Source organism: Mycobacterium europaeum (genome assembly GCF_034555895.2).
GTDB classification, from domain to species: Bacteria; Actinomycetota; Actinomycetes; order Mycobacteriales; family Mycobacteriaceae; genus Mycobacterium; species Mycobacterium europaeum.
In genome coordinates this window covers 5,404,545-5,420,878 of sequence record NZ_CP157315.1, presented here as the reverse complement: position 1 = coordinate 5,420,878, position 16,334 = coordinate 5,404,545, and the positions used below count along the sequence as shown (strand labels likewise).

Annotated in this window: 17 protein-coding genes; 4 read left to right on the top strand and 13 right to left on the bottom strand. The window is 66.8% G+C overall.

Features of this window, described 5'->3' with window-relative positions:
* Nucleotides 1-41: 41 nt before the first annotated feature.
* The gene (locus U8D42_RS25150) at nt 42-1,199 is read left to right on the top strand and encodes a Rieske 2Fe-2S domain-containing protein (RefSeq protein ID WP_322860445.1); all 1,158 of its coding nucleotides are present in this window, start codon (nt 42-44) and stop codon (nt 1,197-1,199) included.
* Between the two features lie 5 nt (nt 1,200-1,204).
* Nucleotides 1,205-1,657, top strand: a complete 453-nt coding sequence (locus U8D42_RS25145) for a hypothetical protein (RefSeq protein ID WP_322860444.1) — start codon at nt 1,205-1,207, stop codon at nt 1,655-1,657.
* Between the two features lies 1 nt (nt 1,658).
* On the opposite strand, the gene U8D42_RS25140 is transcribed toward U8D42_RS25145, so the two are convergent.
* The 7 genes from U8D42_RS25140 to U8D42_RS25110 all read right to left on the bottom strand — a co-directional run bounded on the left by U8D42_RS25140 (nt 1,659) and on the right by U8D42_RS25110 (nt 7,995).
* The gene (locus U8D42_RS25140) at nt 1,659-2,804 is read right to left on the bottom strand and encodes a sulfotransferase family protein (protein WP_090418626.1); all 1,146 of its coding nucleotides are present in this window, start codon (nt 2,802-2,804) and stop codon (nt 1,659-1,661) included.
* Nucleotides 2,804-3,586, bottom strand: a complete 783-nt coding sequence (locus tag U8D42_RS25135) for an SDR family oxidoreductase (RefSeq protein ID WP_085243104.1) — start codon at nt 3,584-3,586, stop codon at nt 2,804-2,806. Before U8D42_RS25135 ends, U8D42_RS25140 begins: the two co-directional genes overlap by 1 nt.
* The gene (locus U8D42_RS25130) at nt 3,583-4,722 is read right to left on the bottom strand and encodes a hypothetical protein (protein WP_322860443.1); all 1,140 of its coding nucleotides are present in this window, start codon (nt 4,720-4,722) and stop codon (nt 3,583-3,585) included. The genes U8D42_RS25135 and U8D42_RS25130 overlap by 4 nt, the downstream gene beginning before the upstream one ends.
* Before the next feature lie 88 nt (nt 4,723-4,810).
* A complete protein-coding gene (locus U8D42_RS25125) occupies nt 4,811-5,113 on the bottom strand; it encodes a hypothetical protein (RefSeq protein ID WP_085243106.1) in 303 nt (100 codons plus the stop codon).
* A gap of 53 nt (nt 5,114-5,166) precedes the next feature.
* A complete protein-coding gene (gene dmpG / locus U8D42_RS25120) occupies nt 5,167-6,228 on the bottom strand; it encodes a 4-hydroxy-2-oxovalerate aldolase (protein ID WP_322860442.1) in 1,062 nt (353 codons plus the stop codon).
* Nucleotides 6,225-7,157, bottom strand: coding sequence for an acetaldehyde dehydrogenase (acetylating) (locus U8D42_RS25115; RefSeq protein WP_322860441.1), 933 nt, complete (start codon nt 7,155-7,157; stop codon nt 6,225-6,227). Before U8D42_RS25115 ends, dmpG begins: the two co-directional genes overlap by 4 nt.
* A 52-nt stretch (nt 7,158-7,209) precedes the next feature.
* Entirely contained in the window at nt 7,210-7,995 is a 786-nt protein-coding gene (locus tag U8D42_RS25110; protein WP_322860440.1) for a 2-keto-4-pentenoate hydratase, read from the bottom strand.
* Nucleotides 7,996-8,067: 72 nt separating this feature from the next.
* On the opposite strand from U8D42_RS25110, the gene kstD reads away from it, so the two are divergent.
* Together kstD and U8D42_RS25100 are read left to right on the top strand one after the other, a co-directional pair.
* Complete coding sequence (gene kstD / locus U8D42_RS25105; RefSeq protein WP_090421322.1) at nt 8,068-9,750, top strand: 3-oxosteroid 1-dehydrogenase; 1,683 nt, start codon at nt 8,068-8,070, stop codon at nt 9,748-9,750.
* A 1-nt stretch (nt 9,751) separates the two neighbouring features.
* Entirely contained in the window at nt 9,752-10,612 is an 861-nt protein-coding gene (locus U8D42_RS25100; protein ID WP_085239712.1) for a MaoC/PaaZ C-terminal domain-containing protein, read from the top strand.
* Nucleotides 10,613-10,684: 72 nt separating this feature from the next.
* Here the strand turns inward: U8D42_RS25100 and U8D42_RS25095 are convergent, their stop codons facing one another.
* The 6 genes from U8D42_RS25095 to U8D42_RS25070 all read right to left on the bottom strand — a co-directional run bounded on the left by U8D42_RS25095 (nt 10,685) and on the right by U8D42_RS25070 (nt 16,331).
* Complete coding sequence (locus U8D42_RS25095; RefSeq protein WP_322860439.1) at nt 10,685-11,524, bottom strand: DUF559 domain-containing protein; 840 nt, start codon at nt 11,522-11,524, stop codon at nt 10,685-10,687.
* Nucleotides 11,525-11,645: 121 nt separating this feature from the next.
* A complete protein-coding gene (locus U8D42_RS25090) occupies nt 11,646-12,815 on the bottom strand; it encodes a lipid-transfer protein (protein WP_322860438.1) in 1,170 nt (389 codons plus the stop codon).
* Complete coding sequence (locus U8D42_RS25085; RefSeq protein ID WP_322860437.1) at nt 12,816-13,217, bottom strand: MaoC family dehydratase; 402 nt, start codon at nt 13,215-13,217, stop codon at nt 12,816-12,818.
* The gene (locus U8D42_RS25080) at nt 13,214-14,167 is read right to left on the bottom strand and encodes a bifunctional MaoC family dehydratase N-terminal/OB-fold nucleic acid binding domain-containing protein (protein WP_322860436.1); all 954 of its coding nucleotides are present in this window, start codon (nt 14,165-14,167) and stop codon (nt 13,214-13,216) included. Before U8D42_RS25080 ends, U8D42_RS25085 begins: the two co-directional genes overlap by 4 nt.
* Nucleotides 14,164-15,327 (bottom strand): acyl-CoA dehydrogenase FadE29, encoded by a 1,164-nt coding sequence (gene fadE29 / locus U8D42_RS25075; RefSeq protein WP_085239717.1) that lies wholly within the window; start codon nt 15,325-15,327, stop codon nt 14,164-14,166. The genes U8D42_RS25080 and fadE29 overlap by 4 nt, the downstream gene beginning before the upstream one ends.
* A complete protein-coding gene (locus tag U8D42_RS25070) occupies nt 15,318-16,331 on the bottom strand; it encodes an acyl-CoA dehydrogenase family protein (RefSeq protein WP_322860435.1) in 1,014 nt (337 codons plus the stop codon). The genes fadE29 and U8D42_RS25070 overlap by 10 nt, the downstream gene beginning before the upstream one ends.
* Nucleotides 16,332-16,334: the final 3 nt, after the last annotated feature.

Here is a 16,334-nt window from a genome sequence, read left to right as displayed (position 1 = left end):
AACGTGTTCTAGTTAGAGGGCTCGCGACTTGGAGGTGACAGGTGAGTACCGACACCAAAGCGGTCGGCATCCGGGAGATCGATCCGGGCGCGCTGCCGACGAGGTATGCCCGCGGCTGGCACTGCCTGGGCGTCGCGAAGGACTTCCAGGACGGCAAGCCGCACTCGGTCGAGGCGTTCGGCACCAAGCTGGTGGTGTTCGCCGACTCTCAGGGCGAGCTGAAGGTGCTGGACGGCTACTGCCGGCACATGGGCGGTGACCTGTCGGAGGGCACCATCAAGGGCGACGAGGTGGCCTGCCCGTTCCACGACTGGCGCTGGGGCGGCGACGGCCGCTGCAAGCTGGTGCCGTACGCCAAGCGCACACCCAAGACGGCGCGCACCCGCTCCTGGACGACCGATGTGCGCGGCGGCCTGCTCTTCGTCTGGCACGATCACGAACAGAATCCGCCGGACCCCGCGGTCCGGATTCCGGACATCCCGGAAGCGCACAGCGACGAGTGGACCGAGTGGCGGTGGAACCGCATCCTCATCGAGGGGTCGAACTGCCGCGACATCATCGACAACGTCACCGACATGGCGCACTTCTTCTACATCCATTTCGGTCTGCCCACCTATTTCAAGAACGTTTTCGAGGGCCACATCGCGTCGCAGTACCTGCACAACGTGGGCCGGCCGGACGTCAACGACCTGGGCACCTCCTACGGCGAGGCCCACCTTGACTCCGAGGCGTCCTACTTCGGGCCGTCGTTCATGATCAACTGGCTGCACAACAGCTACGGCGGCTACAAGGCCGAATCGATCCTGATCAACTGCCACTACCCGGTGACGCAGAATTCTTTCGTGCTGCAGTGGGGAGTCATCGTCGAAAAGCCCAAGGGCATGGACGAGGCGATGACCGACAAGCTGTCACGGGTATTCACCGAAGGCGTCAGCAAGGGCTTCCTGCAGGACGTCGAGATCTGGAAGCACAAAACCCGCATCGACAACCCCCTGCTGGTCGAAGAGGACGGCGCCGTCTATCAGCTGCGCCGCTGGTACCAGCAGTTCTACGTCGACGTCGCCGACATCCAGCCGGAAATGGTGGAACGCTTCGAGATCGAGGTGGACACCACCCGCGCCAACGAGTACTGGAACGCCGAGGTCGAAGAGAATCTCAAGGCCAAGGAGACCGAAGACGTTCCCGCGGAACAACACTGACGCCCATGCCCGACGATCAGCCGGCAGTTCCTGACGTCGATCGGCTCGCTCGGTCGATGTTGTTGCTGCATGGCGACGGGCACGACCACGAAGACAGGCCGGCCCGCGACGGCGGCTCCGGATCATGGTCGAAGTCACGCGATTTCACCAGCGATCCGCAGCGCGCCGCGGCCGTCGCCGAGGCCAGCCGGGCCGACCGAGAGCGCTACCTCAACTCCGGGCTGATGCCGGTGGACTGCCGGTTCTGCCACGTCACCGTCACCGTGCGCAGGCTCGGCCCGGGTCACACCGCGGTGCAATGGAACACCGAAGCGTGGCAGCGCTGCGCGCATTTCACCGAGGTGCGCAACTCCGGCGGCGACACCGCGCGCACCCGCTCGTGCCCCAAGCTGAGCGACAGCATCGAGCACGCGGTCGCCGAAGGCTATCTGGGCGACCCGGCGCCCGAGGACGACTGATCTACAGCCCGGCGAAGCGCTCCTTGACCGTTTCCACGGTCAGCCCGTAGTCGGCCAGCGAATAACGGTGTTTCGGCGCCCGCTCGCCGGACTGGCTGGCGGCGTGCGTCTTTTCCATCGCCGCGCGCGCCTCGTCGGTCAGCGCCAAACCGAAGTGCCGGTAGATGTCGGCCACCGTGCCGATCGGATCGGCGATCAGGTCCGTGTAGTCGACGTCGTAGAACTGGGACGGCGAGTACTTGGCGCGGGCGGTGTTGAACCGCTCCAGCCCCCGCGACCAGGTGTCCATTGCGTCAGCACCGATCTGGGCCCCGTCGAACGTCGTCGACCATCCCTCGGCGGTGTGCTGGGCCAGCGAGCACATCGACGCCATGATCGTCTCGACCGGCCGGTGCGTCTGAATCACCAGCGCGTCGGGATAGGTCGCCATCAACGCGTCCAACGCGAACAGATGGCTGGGATTCTTCAACACCCAACGCTTTTCGGTGTCATTGAGGCCGATGAGCTGAAGGTTCTTGCGGTGCCGTCGATAGGACGGCGTCCAGTCCTGTTCGGACAGCCAATGCGCGTAGGTGGGGACGTGTGCCAGCGACTCGTAGGACACCGAATGCAGCGACTGGCGCAGCAGCTGCCAGCATTCCTCGAGCTCGTAGGCCGCCATGAAATGCAGGCCGGTATAGCCCGGATTGTCCTGGTGGTGCTGGTTGAACTGCGCGTCGAGTTGGCGGTAAAGCGGATGCGAATCCCAGGTTTCGCGCGGCGGACGCGGCTGCGGGAACTCGGCCAGCCACATGTGCAGGCCCTGATGTGCGGGATCGGCGCCCAGCAGCCGGTGCAGCGCGGTCGTCCCGGTGCGCACCAGGCCGGTGACGAAAATCGGGCGCTCGATCACCACGTCGGCGTGCTGCGGGTACTGCTTCCACGACGACTCGGACAGCAGCCTGGCCACCAGCGCGCCGCGCAGGAAGAACCGATTCATCTTGCTGCCCAACACCGTAAGGCCGGCTTCGCGCCGGTAGGAGTCCAGCAGCACCTCCAGCGCTTCGAGATAGTTGTCGTCGTTGGACCCGAAGTCGTCGAGCCCGGTCACCTTGGTGGCCGACGCGTGCAACTCGTCGACGGTGCCGATATCGGTGCGGTCGGACATCAGTTGTGGTACTCCCCGCAGTTGACGTCGAGCGTCTGCCCGGTGATGCCGCTGGACAGGTCGCTGGCCAGGAAGAGGATCGCCGAGGCCACCTCGTCCTCGGTGGGCAGGCGCTTCAGGTCGGAGTTGGCCGCGGTGGCGGCGTAGATCTGCTCGGCCGTGGTGCCGTACTTGCCGGCCTGGTGGTTGAAGTAGCCCTGCAGGGTGTCACCCCAGATATAGCCCGGGGCAACGGAATTGACGCGGATCCCCTGCTCGCCCAATTCGGTGGCCAGCGAATGCGACATGGACAGCAGCGCGGACTTCGCCATCTTGTAGGCGCCGTACTTCGCCTGCGAATGCCGGAGCACCATGGAGTTGACGTTGACGATCGAGCCCTTCGACTCGGCCAGCGCCGGCGTGAAGCCCTGGATCAGCCGCAGTGCGCCCAGCGCGCTGAGTTCGATCGCATCGCGAATGTGCTGAAAGCTGGTGCCCGAGAATGGTTTCAGCGACGGCACCCGAAACGCGTTGTTGATCAGCACGTCGACCTTGCCGTAGGCCTCCATCGTGGCGTCGACGAGGTTGCTCACCTGGTCGTCTTCGGTGATGTCGGTGCGCACCGTCGTCGCGCGGCCGCCGAGGTCGGCGATCTGCTTGGCGACGTCGTCGAGACGCTCCGGGGTGCGGGCGGCCAGCACCAGATCGGCCCCCTCTCGAGTGCACCGGTGCGCCAGCGTCGTGCCCAGACCGGGGCCGACGCCGCTGATCACCACTACCTTGCCATCGAGCAGCTTCGTCATCCCAGCATCCTTGCCTGAATTTGTTGGTGACGCAGCGCAATTCGGGCGCGCCAGTCGTCCTCGGAGATCTTGTTGTGTTCGAAATACGGCAACGCGGCGGCTACCTTGTCGAGGTCGACGACCTCGACGGTGGGACCGTCGGCCTCGGAGAGCTCACGCGACACGCGCTGCCAGCGGAACTGCAGGAAGCCGCGCCGGTGGTTCAGGGTCTCGACCCAGTTGGTCACGCCCGGGTTCTGGTCGGCGACCACGATGCGCACCTTGCCGTCCGGATCCGCCTGCGCCTGAGTGTTGTTCAGCGAGGTCTGGTGGTTGATGTAGTCCAGCGAGATGTACCACAGGCTGCCAAGCTGGAAGCCGAGGTAGGGCGCGTCGGAGACCGGGATGGTGATCACCAGCGCCTGATCCGGTCGCAGGTCGAAGTGCCCGACCGACGAGTACTGGGTGGCCAGTCCGCCCGGGGTCAGGCGCGGCGCCGTCAGGGTGTTGACCGGAAGGTCGAGATAGAACCATTGCGGGAATTGCAGCCAGGTTTTCACCCGCTGGACGAGCTGCTTTCCCGCTGTGGCGTAACGCTTTTCGATGAGCGCGCGAGTCAACGGCGGCGGCGCGGTGCCCGCGGTGTCCGTCCGCGCGATGGCCAGCGTGCCGCGCTGCGCCGCCCAGTCGCCGTACACCTCGCGGATCACCAGCTGCCCGGGGCTGGTGGGCGTCACCCGCCACTCGAAGCTGCCGTCGGGTGCGATCTCGAGTTCCCGGTCGTCGAACGCGGCCTGGCTGACGGGCACGAAGTCGTCGGTGTACTCGCCGCCGAGGAGCTGGAAGCTCAGGTCGGTCGTGGTCCCGCGCCGGCCGGTGACGACGTACTCGTGGTTGGCGTGCACGCGGGTGCCGAAGTACAGGGTGTCGGGGTTGTCCAGGCCCATTTTGGTGAACGGCCCGGTCCCCGACTGCAGGAACGGGTGATCACGGTCGTAATCGACGGCGAGGTGGATGCAGGCCGAGACGCAGCCGGCCAGATACTGCAGCCCTTCGAGCAGGTCGGCTTCGGTCTCGATGAACGGCGCGTCGGAGACGAGCTTCTCGGCTTCGGCGATCGCAGAAGTGAGCGGGCCTGAAAAAGAATCTGTGGACACGCATAGACGCTAGAACGTGTTCTACTTTTTCGTCAATGGCGAACGTTCCCGCGCGTCGCGTACAGCGTTCGAGGACGAGGCCGGCTCGCTAGGGCGGGCAGGAGTGAGATAGGTCGATGAGGTGCTGACGTACGTCGGGATGCCGGTTCAGGTAGTCGATCACGTTGGGACCGCCACCCTCCGCCTCGGACCTGGCCTGCAGCTGCGCATGGAGGTCCGGATGCCGCTGCAGGTAGGAGTTGATGGATGCACCCACGTCCTGATCGCACTGGGGAGCGGCGCTGGCCGTTGGCAGTGCGATCATCGTCGCGGCGATGGCGGTGAGTAGTCCCCCGGCGAGCAGGCCGTACCGTCCCCGGCGAGGACCGACTGTCTTGTCTGTCGTGCTCATGCGCGCCAGGCTACTCGCGGTTCCTTTGCGCCGCCTGTGCGTGCAGAGGCGGGCTACTTGGCGGCAGCCGTACCGCTTTCTTGCTCGCGTTTGATTTCGAGGGCGATGTCGATGAGTTGGTCTTCTTGGCCGCCGATGAGTTTGCGCTGGCCGGCGCGGTGCAGCAGTTGGTGGGCGGGCACGCCGTAGCGTTCGGATTGGCGGATGGCGTGTTTGAGGAAGCTGGAGTAGACCCCGGAGTAGCCCATGATCAGGGCGTTGCGGTCCAGCAGGCACTCGGCGGGCATGGCCGGGGCGACCACCTCTTCGGCGGCATCAGCGATGTCGAAGAAGTCGATGCCGGTCTTGACGCCGATCTTGTCGAACACCCCGATGAGCGCCTCCACGGGCGCGTTGCCCGCCCCGGCGCCGAACCGCCGACACGAGCCGTCGATCTGCTTGGCGCCCGCGCGCACGGCCTCCACGCTGTTGGCCACCCCCAGCCCCAGGTTCTCATGTCCGTGGAAGCCGACCTGGGCGTCGTCGCCGAGCTCGGCGACCAGCGCGGCCACCCGGTCGCGCACGCCCTCGAGGACCAGCGCCCCGGCCGAATCGACCACGTAGACGCATTGGCAGCCCGCGTCGGCCATGATGCGGGCCTGGGCCGCGAGCTTCTCCGGCGCGATGGTGTGGCTCATCATCAAGAACCCGACGGTTTCCAGCCCGAGTTCGCGGGCCAGGCCGAAGTGCTGGATGGACACGTCGGCCTCGGTGCAATGCGTGGCGATCCGGCAGATCGACCCACCGTTGTTCTGGGCCTGTTTGATGTCCTCCTTGGTGCCCACGCCGGGCAGCATCAAGAAGGCGATCTTGGCCTCTTTGGCGGTCTGCGCGGCCAGCTTGATCAGCTCCTGCTCCGGAGTTTTGGAGAATCCGTAGTTGAAGCTCGACCCGCCCAGTCCGTCGCCGTGGGTGACCTCGATGACCGGCACCCCGGCGGTGTCCAGGGCGGCCACGATCGCCCCCACCTCGTCCTTGGTGAACTGGTGGCGCTTGTGATGCGAGCCGTCGCGCAGCGACGTGTCGGTCAGCCGCACATCCCAGATCGGGTTGAAGAAAATCTCAGAAGTGCTCATGCCTGTGTCCCTCCCGCCGTCCCACCAGCGGCCGCCGCCAGGGATTCCTTGGCGATCTCCTCGCCGACCTTGGTGGCCGCGGCGGTCATGATGTCCAGGTTGCCCGCATAGGGGGGCAGGTAATCGCCGGCACCCTCGACCTCGACGAACGTGGTGACCACGGCCTGACCACCGGAATTGAGCGACGGCTCGTCGAACTGCGGCTCGTTGAGCAGCCGGTATCCCGGCACATAGGTCTGCACCTCGGCCACCACGTCGTGGATCGACTTGGCGATCGCGTCGCGGTCGGCGTCCTCGGGGATCGCGCAGAAGATGGTGTCGCGCATGATCATCGGCGGATCGGCCGGATTCAGGATGATGATCGCCTTGCCGCGCTGGGCGCCGCCGATGGTCTGCACGCCCCGGCTGGTGGTCTTGGTGAACTCGTCGATGTTGGCCCGCGTCCCGGGACCCGCGGACACCGACGCCACCGACGCCACGATCTCGGCATACGGCACCTCGACCACGCGGCTGACGGCGTAGACGATGGGGATGGTCGCCTGCCCCCCGCAGGTGATCATGTTGACATTCGGCGCGTCCAAATGCTGGCGCAGGTTCGCCGGCGGGATCACCGCCGGACCCACCGCGGCCGGCGTCAGATCGATCGCCCGAATCCCGGCGGCCGCATACTTCGGGGCGGCGTCGCGGTGCACGTAGGCACTGGTCGCCTCGAACACCAGGTCGGGCTTCTCCGACTGGGCCAACAACCAGTCCACCCCCTCGTGGGTGGTCTCCAAACCCAGCTTGCGGGCCCGGGCCAGGCCCTCGCTTTCCGGGTCGATGCCCACCATCCACCGCGGCTCCAACCACTCCGACCGCAACAACTTATACAGCAGGTCAGTGCTGATGTTTCCCGACCCGACAATGGCCACACTCGCCTTAGCCGGCATGACGCTCCTTCGCGAAGCTCTCGATATTTAAGTCCGACGATTTAATTCGAGACTATTCGAACGACAAATGAACAGAGCCCAGGCCCGTGAATTCGGCGACGAAGTCGTCGCCGGCGTGCGCGTCGATGGCGCGCGTGCACGATCCGGGCAGCACCAGGTCGCCTTTGCGCAACCGCACGCCGAAGCCCTCCACCTTGCGGGCCAGCCAGGCCACCGCGGTGACCGGGTTGCCCAGCACCGCGTCGGTGCGTCCCGTGGCGACGACCTCACCGTTGCAGCGCAGCACCGCATCGATGCCCTTGACGTCGACGTCGCGCGGCGCCACCCGGGCCTTGCCCAGCACAAAGCCGGCCGACGAGGCGTTGTCGGCGATGGTGTCGCACAACTCGATCTTCCAGTCGGTGATCCGGGTGTCGATCAACTCGATCGAGGGGACCAACGCCTCCGTGGCGGCCAGCACGTCCTCCTCGGTGCAGCCGGCCCCGGGCAGGTCGGCGTTCAGGAGGAAACCCACCTCGACCTCCACCCGCGGCCACAGGTAGCGGTTCGCCTTGACCGGGGTGTCTTCGAACAACTGCATCTCGTCCAGCAAATGCCCGTAGTCGGGCTCGTCGACGCCCATCATCTGCTGGATCGCCTTCGACGACAGGCCCACCTTGTGGCCCAGCACGCGGGCGCCCTCGGCGACCCGCTGACGGATGTTGATGAGCTGGATCTCGTACGCGTCGACGACGTCGATCTCCGGGTGAACAGCGGTCAGCGGAGCGATCGGCTCGCGGCTCCGCTCGGCCTGCGCCAGCTCGGCAGCAAGCTCGTCTCGCGTCGCAAGACTGAGCATCTTCGGAAGTCTCCTCGTTCGTGTGACCGGCCCAGTAGCGCCCGGCCCGCGCAATTCTATAACGTGTTCTACATGACAGCACAGGAGCTCGACGTCGTCGTGGTCGGGAGCGGCGGAGCCGGCATGGTAGCTGCCCTTACCGCCGCTCACCGGGGCCTTTCGACCGTAGTCATCGAAAAGGCTGCGCATTTCGGCGGCTCGACCGCGCGGTCGGGAGGAGGCGTCTGGATCCCCAACAACGAGATCCTCAAGCGTGACGGCGTCCGCGACAACCCCGAGGCGGCGCGGACCTACCTGCACGGCATCGTCGGCAACATCGTCGAGCCGGAACGCATCGACACCTACCTCGACCGCGGGCCCGAGATGCTGTCCTTCGTGCTGAAGCACACCCCGCTGAAAATGTGCTGGGTTCCGCGCTACTCCGACTATTACCCCGAGGCGCCGGGCGGCCGCGCCGACGGCCGCTCGATCGAGCCGAAGCCGTTCGACGCCCGCAAGCTGGGCGCCGACATGCCGGGGCTGGAGCCCGCGTACGGCAAGGTGCCGCTCAACGTCGTTGTGATGCAACAGGACTACGTGCGGCTGAACCAGCTGAAGCGACACCCGCGGGGCGTGCTGCGCAGCCTGAAGGTCGGCGCCCGCACGATGTGGGCGAAGGCGACCGGGAAGAACCTCGTCGGCATGGGCCGGGCGTTGATCGGTCCGCTGCGCATCGGGCTGCAGCGGGCCGGCGTTCCGGTGTTGCTCAACACCGCGCTCACCGACCTGTACGTCGAGGACGGCGTGGTGCGCGGCGTCTACGTTCGCGACACCGGCGCATCGGAGTCCGCGGAGCCGCGGCTGATCCGGGCCCGGCGCGGGGTGATCCTCGCCTCCGGCGGGTTCGAGCACAACGAGCAGATGCGGGTGAAGTACCAGCGCGCGCCGATCACCACGGAGTGGACCGTCGGCGCCAAGGCCAACACCGGCGACGGGATCGTCGCCGCCGAAAAGCTTGGCGCGGCACTGGAACTGATGGAAGACGCCTGGTGGGGGCCGACCGTGCCGCTGGTGGGTGCGCCGTGGTTCGCGTTGTCGGAACGCAATTCGCCGGGATCGATCATCGTCAACATGTCGGGCAAACGATTCATGAACGAGTCCATGCCCTATGTGGAGGCCTGCCACCACATGTACGGCGGCGAATTCGGCCAGGGCCCCGGCCCGGGCGAGAACATTCCGGCGTGGCTGGTGTTCGACCAGCAATACCGGGACCGCTACATCTTTGCGGGACTGCAGCCCGGGCAACGCATTCCGCGCAAATGGCTGGAGTCCGGGGTCATCATCCAGGCGGACACGCTCGAGGAGCTGGCCCAGAAGGCCGGCCTTCCGGTCGCCGAGTTCACCGCGACGGTGGCCCGCTTCAACGGCTTCGCCAGATCGGGCGTCGACGAGGACTACCACCGCGGCGAGAGCGCATACGACCGCTACTACGGCGACCCGACCAACAAGCCGAACCCCAACCTGGGAGAGCTCACGCATGCGCCGTATTATGCGGCCAAGATGGTGCCGGGCGACCTGGGTACCAAGGGCGGCGTCCGCACCGACGTCCACGGTCGCGCGCTGCGGGACGACGGCAGCATCATCGAAGGGCTTTACGCCGCAGGCAATGTCAGCGCCCCGGTGATGGGTCACACCTATCCGGGCCCGGGCGGCACCATCGGCCCGGCCATGACCTTCGGTTACCTGGCCGCACTGCACATCGCGGGGGAAAACTGATATGCCCATTGATGTAGACGTCGCGCTGGCGGCCGAGCTCGAACCCATCGACTTCGCGTGGACGAGCAGCGATGTGCAGCTCTACCACCTGGGGCTGGGTGCCGGTAAAGATCCGATGGACCCGCGCGAACTGCGTTACCTCGTCGACGACACACCGCAGGTCCTGCCGACGTTCGGCAACGTCGCGGCGTCGTTCCACATGACCAAGCCACCAACCGTGCAGTTCCCCGGCATCGACATCGAGCTCGGCAGGGTGCTGCACGCCAGTGAGCGGGTCGAGGTGCCGGGGCCGCTGCCGCCCTCGGGATCCGCTCGCGCCGTCACCCGGTTCACCGACATCTGGGACAAGGGCAAGGCCGCGGTGATCTGGAGCGAGACGACGGTGAGCGCACCCGACGGCACGCTGCTGTGGACGCAGCGGCGGTCCATCTTCGCGCGCGGCGAGGGCGGTTTCGGCGGGGAACGCGGGCCGTCCTCGTCGGACGCGGCGCCCGACCGCGCCCCCGATGTGGAGGTCGAGGTGCCGATCCTGCCGCAGCAGGCGCTGCTGTACCGGCTCTGCGGCGACCGCAACCCGCTGCACTCCGATCCGGAATTCGCTGCGGCGAACGGCTTTCCGCGGCCCATCCTGCACGGCCTGTGCACCTATGGCATGACGTGCAAGGCCATCGTGGACACGATGCTGGACGGCGACGCCGGGGCGGTGGCCGCCTACGGTGCGCGCTTCGCCGGTGTGGCGTTCCCCGGTGAGACGCTCAACGTCGGCATCTGGAAGGAAGACGGGCGGCTGCTGGCCAGCGTCGTCGCGCCCGCGCGCGACAACGCCGTGGTGCTCTCCGGCGTCGAACTGGTGCCCGCGTAGGGTCGCTTTGGCTTCTGCTTCTCGCCGAGTGTGAAGTTAGCTTCACGTTCGGTGTCGAGCGTGAAACTAGTTTCACGCTCGACGTGCGCGGGCCGCGCGCACTCGGCTGACGATGTCGGCCGGCCGGTCTCCCGCGACCACCCTTACGACGATCCACCCGAGACGCTCGAGCATTTCCAGGCGCCGGACGTCCCAGGTGTATTGCCGGCGATCACTGCGGTGTTGCTCGCCGTCGTACTCCACCGCGACCTTCATCTCTTCCCAGCCCATGTCCAGATATGCGACCGCACTGCCAAATTCGTTGAGCACTGGAATCTGGGTTTGCGGCCTCGGCAGCCCTGCCTGGACTAGGACAACGCGCAGCCAAGACTCCTTGGGAGACTGGGCGCCACTGTCGAACAGCGCTATCGCCTCCCTTGCCCGGACGACGCCTCGCCGGCCCGCGTACCTCTCAGCGAGCATTTCGACATCCGCCGGCTTGATTCGCGTTGCGCGGGCCAGTGCGTCGATGCCGGCGACTGCCGCGGTAGTCGGATACCAGCAGCCGAGGTCCAACGCCGTCCTGGCCGCCGACGTCACCGGAATCCCGTCTAGGACGGCAATCTCATCTTCCTCGATTCGGTCCCCATGAGCCCTGATCCCGGCCTGACGATGGCGATTGTCGTGAATGAGATCCACCACCGCGGCGCCATCGACCCACTCGCTTCCGTGTAGCGCCGCGGCGGAGAAGCCGGCGACGACGCCCTGACGCCCGGTCCACAACCAACCGGCCCTCGCCCGCAGCGCGGCGGTGATGTCCGAATCCCGGCCGACGTACACATCTCGGAACAGCCGGAGATAACCGGTGCAGAGCTGACCTCTGGTCAACGCGCCTCGAGCAACGGCCTCACTGCCAAGGAACGGCTCACCCACGACGGCAGCGTCGCACGTGTCACTCGCAGCGTCACTTCACTCGTCGAGCGTGAAGTTAGTTTCACGACCGACGCCGAGCGTGAAACCAACTTCACACTCGACGATGCAGAAAGTGGTCAAACTAGCCGAGGATCAGACCCGAGGTGGGGACGCCGGTGCCCGCGGTGACGAGGACGTGCTCGACGTCGGGTACCGGGTTCACCGAGGTCCCGCGCAGCTGCCGCACACCCTCGGCGATGCCGTTCATGCCGTGGATGTAGGCCTCGCCGAGCTGACCGCCGTGGGTGTTGATCGGAAGCCGCCCACCGATTTCGATCGCACCGTCGGCGATGAAGTCCTTGGCCTCACCGCGACCGCAGAACCCCAACTCCTCCAACTGAATCAGTGTGAACGGGGTGAAGTGGTCATACAGGACGGCGGTCTGGATGTCGGACGGCTGGAGACCGGATTGCTGCCACAGCTGCTGTCCCACCACGCCCATCTCGGGCAGTCCCAGTTCGGGTCGGTAATAGCTGACCATTGTGTACTGGTCGGGGCTCGAGCCCTGCGACGCCGCCTCGATGACGGCCGGCCGCTGCTTGAGGTCCCGCGCACGCTCCGCCGACGTCACCACGATCGCGACGGCGCCGTCGGTCTCCTGGCAGCAGTCCAGCAGCCGCAGCGGCTCGGCGATCCATCGCGAATTCTGGTGGTCCTCAATGGTTATCGGCTTCTCGTAGAAGTAGGCCTTCGGGTTCTTGGCGGCGTGCTTGCGGTCGGCCACCGAGATCGCACCGAAGTCGCGGCTCGTCGCACCGGACAGGTGCATGTAGCGCCGAGCGATCATTGCGACCTGCGCGGCCGGCGTCGAGAGCCCGTGCGGGTAGGAGAACGAATTGTCCGCAGCGGTCGAATCGGCCTGTGCGCGAGCGTCGCCCACCAACCGGGTCTGCACCTGACCGAACCGCATACCCGAGCGTTCGTTGAACGCACGGTACGCCACCACGACGTCGGCCACCCCGGTGGCGACCGCGATCGCGGCCTGCTGAACGGTCGCGCAGGCGGCACCGCCGCCGTAGCCGATCTGCGAGAAAAACTTCAGGTCACCGATCCCGACCGCCCGCGCCACCGCGGTCTCGTTGTTGGTGTCCATCGTGAAGGTGGTCAGCCCGTCGACGTCCGCCGGCGAAAGGCCCGCGTCGTCCAGCGCGTCCAAGACGGCCTCGGCCGCCAGCCGCAGCTCGCTGCGGCCGGAGTCCTTCGAGAAGTCGGTGGCACCGATGCCGACGATCGCCGCTTTACCCGACAACATCTACGAGTCCCCCATCGTCAGCGTCACGGTCGCGATCACGTGGTCGCCAAGGCTGTTGCGGCCGAACACCTTCACCGTGATCAGGCCGTCCTCCACCGCGGTCACCTCACCGGAGAAGGTGACCGTGTCGTAGGCGTACCACGGCACCCCGAGCCGCAGCCCGATCGACTTGATCAGCGCGGACGGACCCGCCCAGTCGGTCACGTAGCGCTGCACCAGCCCGGTGTCGGTCAGGATGTTGACGAAGATGTCCTTCGACCCCTTGGCCTGCGCCAGATCCCGGTCGTGGTGCACGTCCTGGAAGTCGCGCGTGGCCAATGCCGTCGAGATGATGAAGGTCGGACTGCCGTGCAGCTTGAGCTCGGGCAGCGTCGTGCCGACCTCGATGGCCGGTGCGCTCATGCCCGGGGCTCCCAGGCATACAGGGTCCACTCGGGGCCGCTGTCGCCCGCCGGAAAGTCGATATAGGTTGCGCGCACCGGCATTCCAATCTCCACCTCGGCGGGGTCCACCCCGCGCAGCTCGCCCAGCATTCGCACGCCCTCGTCGAGCTCGACCAACGCGATCACGAACGGCAGCGTGCGGCCGGGGACCTTCGGCGCATGGTGCACCACGAAACTGAACACCGTGCCCTTGCCGGACGCCACCACGTAGTCGATGGGGGCGGCCTTGTCCTGCCATACCGCAGGCACCGGCGGGTGCTGCAGGCTGCCGTCGGGCCGCCGCTGGATCCTCAGCTCGTGCGCCTTGACGCCCTCCCAGAAGAAGGCCGTGTCGCGCGACGACGAGGGGCGCATCATGGCGTCGGGATCCAGGTCCGCGGGAACCGAGGACGGCGCGGCATCCGACTCGCGGGGCTTGAATTTCAGGATGCGCCAGTTCATCTCGGCGACGTCCTCGTCCCCGACTCGCCAGATGATGTGCTGGTTGATGAAGTAGCCCTCGCCCAGGCCGGTCTGCTTGGGTCCCACCACGTCACCCATCTCGGAGGTGATGCTGACGTGCTCGCCGGGCTGCAGGTAGCGGTGGTAGGTCTGTTCGCAGTTGGTGGCGACCACGCCGATGTAGCCGTCGTCGTCGAACAACTGCATGATGGGACCCATCGGATCGTCCTTCGGACGCTCCCCGCCCAGGCCGAACATGGTCCACACCTGAATCATGGCCGGTGGGGCGACGATTCCCGGGTGCCCGACGGCGCGGGCCGCGGCCTCGTCGACGTAGATGGGGTTGCGGTCGCCGATGGCCTCGACCCAGTTGTTGATCATCGGCTGGTTCACCGGGTCGCGGCCGGCGCGCGGCTTGGGGCCGCCGGCCGCCTTGATCTCCGCAACGGCCTCCTGGATGTCGGTCACCGGGGAACCCTCGGCACCTGGAGGCCGGCGGCCGCGATCATCTCTCGCATGACTTCGTTCACCCCTCCACCGAAGGTGATCACCAGGTTTCGCTTGGTTTGCGAGTCCAGCCAGTCGAGCAGCTCGGCGGTGTCCGCCTCGGCGGGGTTGCCGTACTTGCCGACGATCTCCTCGGCGAGCCGGCCGATCCGCTGGATACGCTCAGTGCCAAAGACTTTCGTGGACGCGGCGTCGGCCACGTTGATGTCCTCGCCCGCGGCGGCCACCTGCCAGTTCAGCAGCTCGTTGATCCGCCACGTCGCGTGGATCTCGCCGAGCGCGCGCTTGACGTCGGCGTGGTCGATCGGCGTGACCCCGTCCGCGCCGGGCTTCGACGCCCAGGCGTGCACCCGGTCGTAGATGCCGGCGATACGACCGGCGGGGCCCAGCATGACCCGTTCGTTGTTGAGCTGGGTGGTGATCAGTTTCCACCCGCCGTTCTCCTCGCCGACCAGCATGTCGGCGGGCACGCGCACGTCGTTGTAGTAGGTGGCGTTGGTGTGGTGGGCGCCGTCGGACAGGATGACGGGCGTCCACGAGTAGCCCGGGTCCTTGGTGTCGACGATCAGGATCGAGATGCCCTTGTGTTTCACCGCTTCCGGGTCGGTGCGGCAGGCCAGCCAGATGTAGTCCGCGTCGTGCCCGCCGGTGGTCCACATCTTCTGGCCGTTGACGATGTACTCGTCGCCGTGGCGCACGGCGGTGGTGCGCAGCGAAGCCAGGTCGGTCCCCGCCTCGGGCTCGCTGTAACCGATCGCGAAGTGCACCTCACCCGCCAGGATCGCCGGCAGGAACTTCTTCTTCTGCATCTCGCTGCCGAACTGTTGCAGGGTCGGGCCGACGGTCTGCAACGTCACGGCGGGCAGTGGCACGTCGGCCCGATGCGCCTCGTTGACGAAGATCGACTGCTCGATCGGCCCGAAGCCCAAGCCGCCGAACTCCTTTGGCCACCCGACCCCGAGCTTGCCGTCCTTGCCCATCCGCCGGATCACGGCGCGGTAGGCCTCGTTGTGACGGTCCTGCTCCATCGCCTTCATCTCGTCGGACGAGATGAGGTTGGAAAAGTATTCTCGCAGTTCGGCCTGCAGCTGACGCTGCTCCGGAGTCAGGTCTATGAACATTGCGCTCCCACCAGGTCGAGACGATGAGAAGGCCCGCCCAGCAGCCGGGTCAGGTCCTTGATCGTGGAATAGTACCGGTGCATCGGATAGGTGATGTCCATTCCCATGCCGCCGTGCAGATGGTGACAAAGCTGCATCACCGGCGGAGCCTGCGAGGCAATCCAGTAGCCCAGGACGTCGAGGTCGTCGTCGGCATCCCGGCCCTCGGACAGCCGCCAGGCGACCGACTTCGCCGCCAAATCGATGGTGCGCGAGGCGATGTACACCTCGGCGAGCTGGGCCGCGACGGTCTGGAACGTCGACAGCGGCTTGCCGAACTGCTTGCGGTTGGCCACGTAGTCCGCGGTGAGCCGCAGCGCTCCGGCGACCAGCCCGTCGGCGTAGGCGCCGACCGCCGCCAGCGCCAGCTGGTTGACCCGAGACGCCGTGGCGCCCGACAGGACGTCGGACTCCCCGACGGCGACGTCGGCGAACGTCACCGTGTATTCGTCGGCGCCGCTGGACGTCGGGGTTTGGACCAACTGCACACCGTCGGCCTTGGGCGACACGACGACGACCGCGCTGTCCGCGGTGACGATCAGCCAATCCGCTTGTCCGGCATAGCCGACACCGACCTTGGTGCCCGACAGCCGCCCGGCGGCGAAGGTCGTCGACGGCCGGTCGGGCAGCGCGGTCCCCGGCTCGTTCAGGGCGGCCGTCAGCACGCCGCCCTTGGTGACGCCGGCCAGGAACCGGTCCTGCTGTTCGTCGGATGCCAGGTCGAGCAGCGGCACCACGCCGAAGCCGAGCGTGACGAGCGCGGGTGTGATGGCGCCGCGGCGGCCCACCTCGGTCAGCACCGTGGCGACCTCGGGCAGGCCCACCCCGTCGCCGCCGAGCCGCTCGGGCACCGCCAGCGCGGTCAAGCCCCCACTGACCAACGCGTCCCAGCTGAGGTCCCGGTCCAGCACCGAGGTCACCACGTCGGCGACGGCCTGTTGCGTCGCGGTCAGATTGAAGTCCATCAG

Excerpts from the sequence above, each read along its gene's own strand:
- U8D42_RS25145 (WP_322860444.1), top strand. The coding sequence starts at position 1,205 with ATGCCCGACGATCAGCCGGCAGTTCCTGACGTCGATCGGCTCGCTCGG.
- U8D42_RS25140 (WP_090418626.1), bottom strand. The coding sequence starts at position 2,804 with ATGTCCGACCGCACCGATATCGGCACCGTCGACGAGTTGCACGCGTCG.
- U8D42_RS25135 (WP_085243104.1), bottom strand. The coding sequence starts at position 3,586 with ATGACGAAGCTGCTCGATGGCAAGGTAGTGGTGATCAGCGGCGTCGGC.
- U8D42_RS25125 (WP_085243106.1), bottom strand. The coding sequence starts at position 5,113 with ATGAGCACGACAGACAAGACAGTCGGTCCTCGCCGGGGACGGTACGGC.
- dmpG (WP_322860442.1), bottom strand. The coding sequence starts at position 6,228 with ATGAGCACTTCTGAGATTTTCTTCAACCCGATCTGGGATGTGCGGCTG.
- U8D42_RS25115 (WP_322860441.1), bottom strand. The coding sequence starts at position 7,157 with ATGCCGGCTAAGGCGAGTGTGGCCATTGTCGGGTCGGGAAACATCAGC.
- U8D42_RS25110 (WP_322860440.1), bottom strand. The coding sequence starts at position 7,995 with ATGCTCAGTCTTGCGACGCGAGACGAGCTTGCTGCCGAGCTGGCGCAG.
- kstD (WP_090421322.1), top strand. The coding sequence starts at position 8,068 with ATGACAGCACAGGAGCTCGACGTCGTCGTGGTCGGGAGCGGCGGAGCC.
- U8D42_RS25100 (WP_085239712.1), top strand. The coding sequence starts at position 9,752 with ATGCCCATTGATGTAGACGTCGCGCTGGCGGCCGAGCTCGAACCCATC.
- U8D42_RS25090 (WP_322860438.1), bottom strand. The coding sequence starts at position 12,815 with ATGTTGTCGGGTAAAGCGGCGATCGTCGGCATCGGTGCCACCGACTTC.
- U8D42_RS25085 (WP_322860437.1), bottom strand. The coding sequence starts at position 13,217 with ATGAGCGCACCGGCCATCGAGGTCGGCACGACGCTGCCCGAGCTCAAG.
- fadE29 (WP_085239717.1), bottom strand. The coding sequence starts at position 15,327 with ATGTTCATAGACCTGACTCCGGAGCAGCGTCAGCTGCAGGCCGAACTG.
- U8D42_RS25070 (WP_322860435.1), bottom strand. The coding sequence starts at position 16,331 with ATGGACTTCAATCTGACCGCGACGCAACAGGCCGTCGCCGACGTGGTG.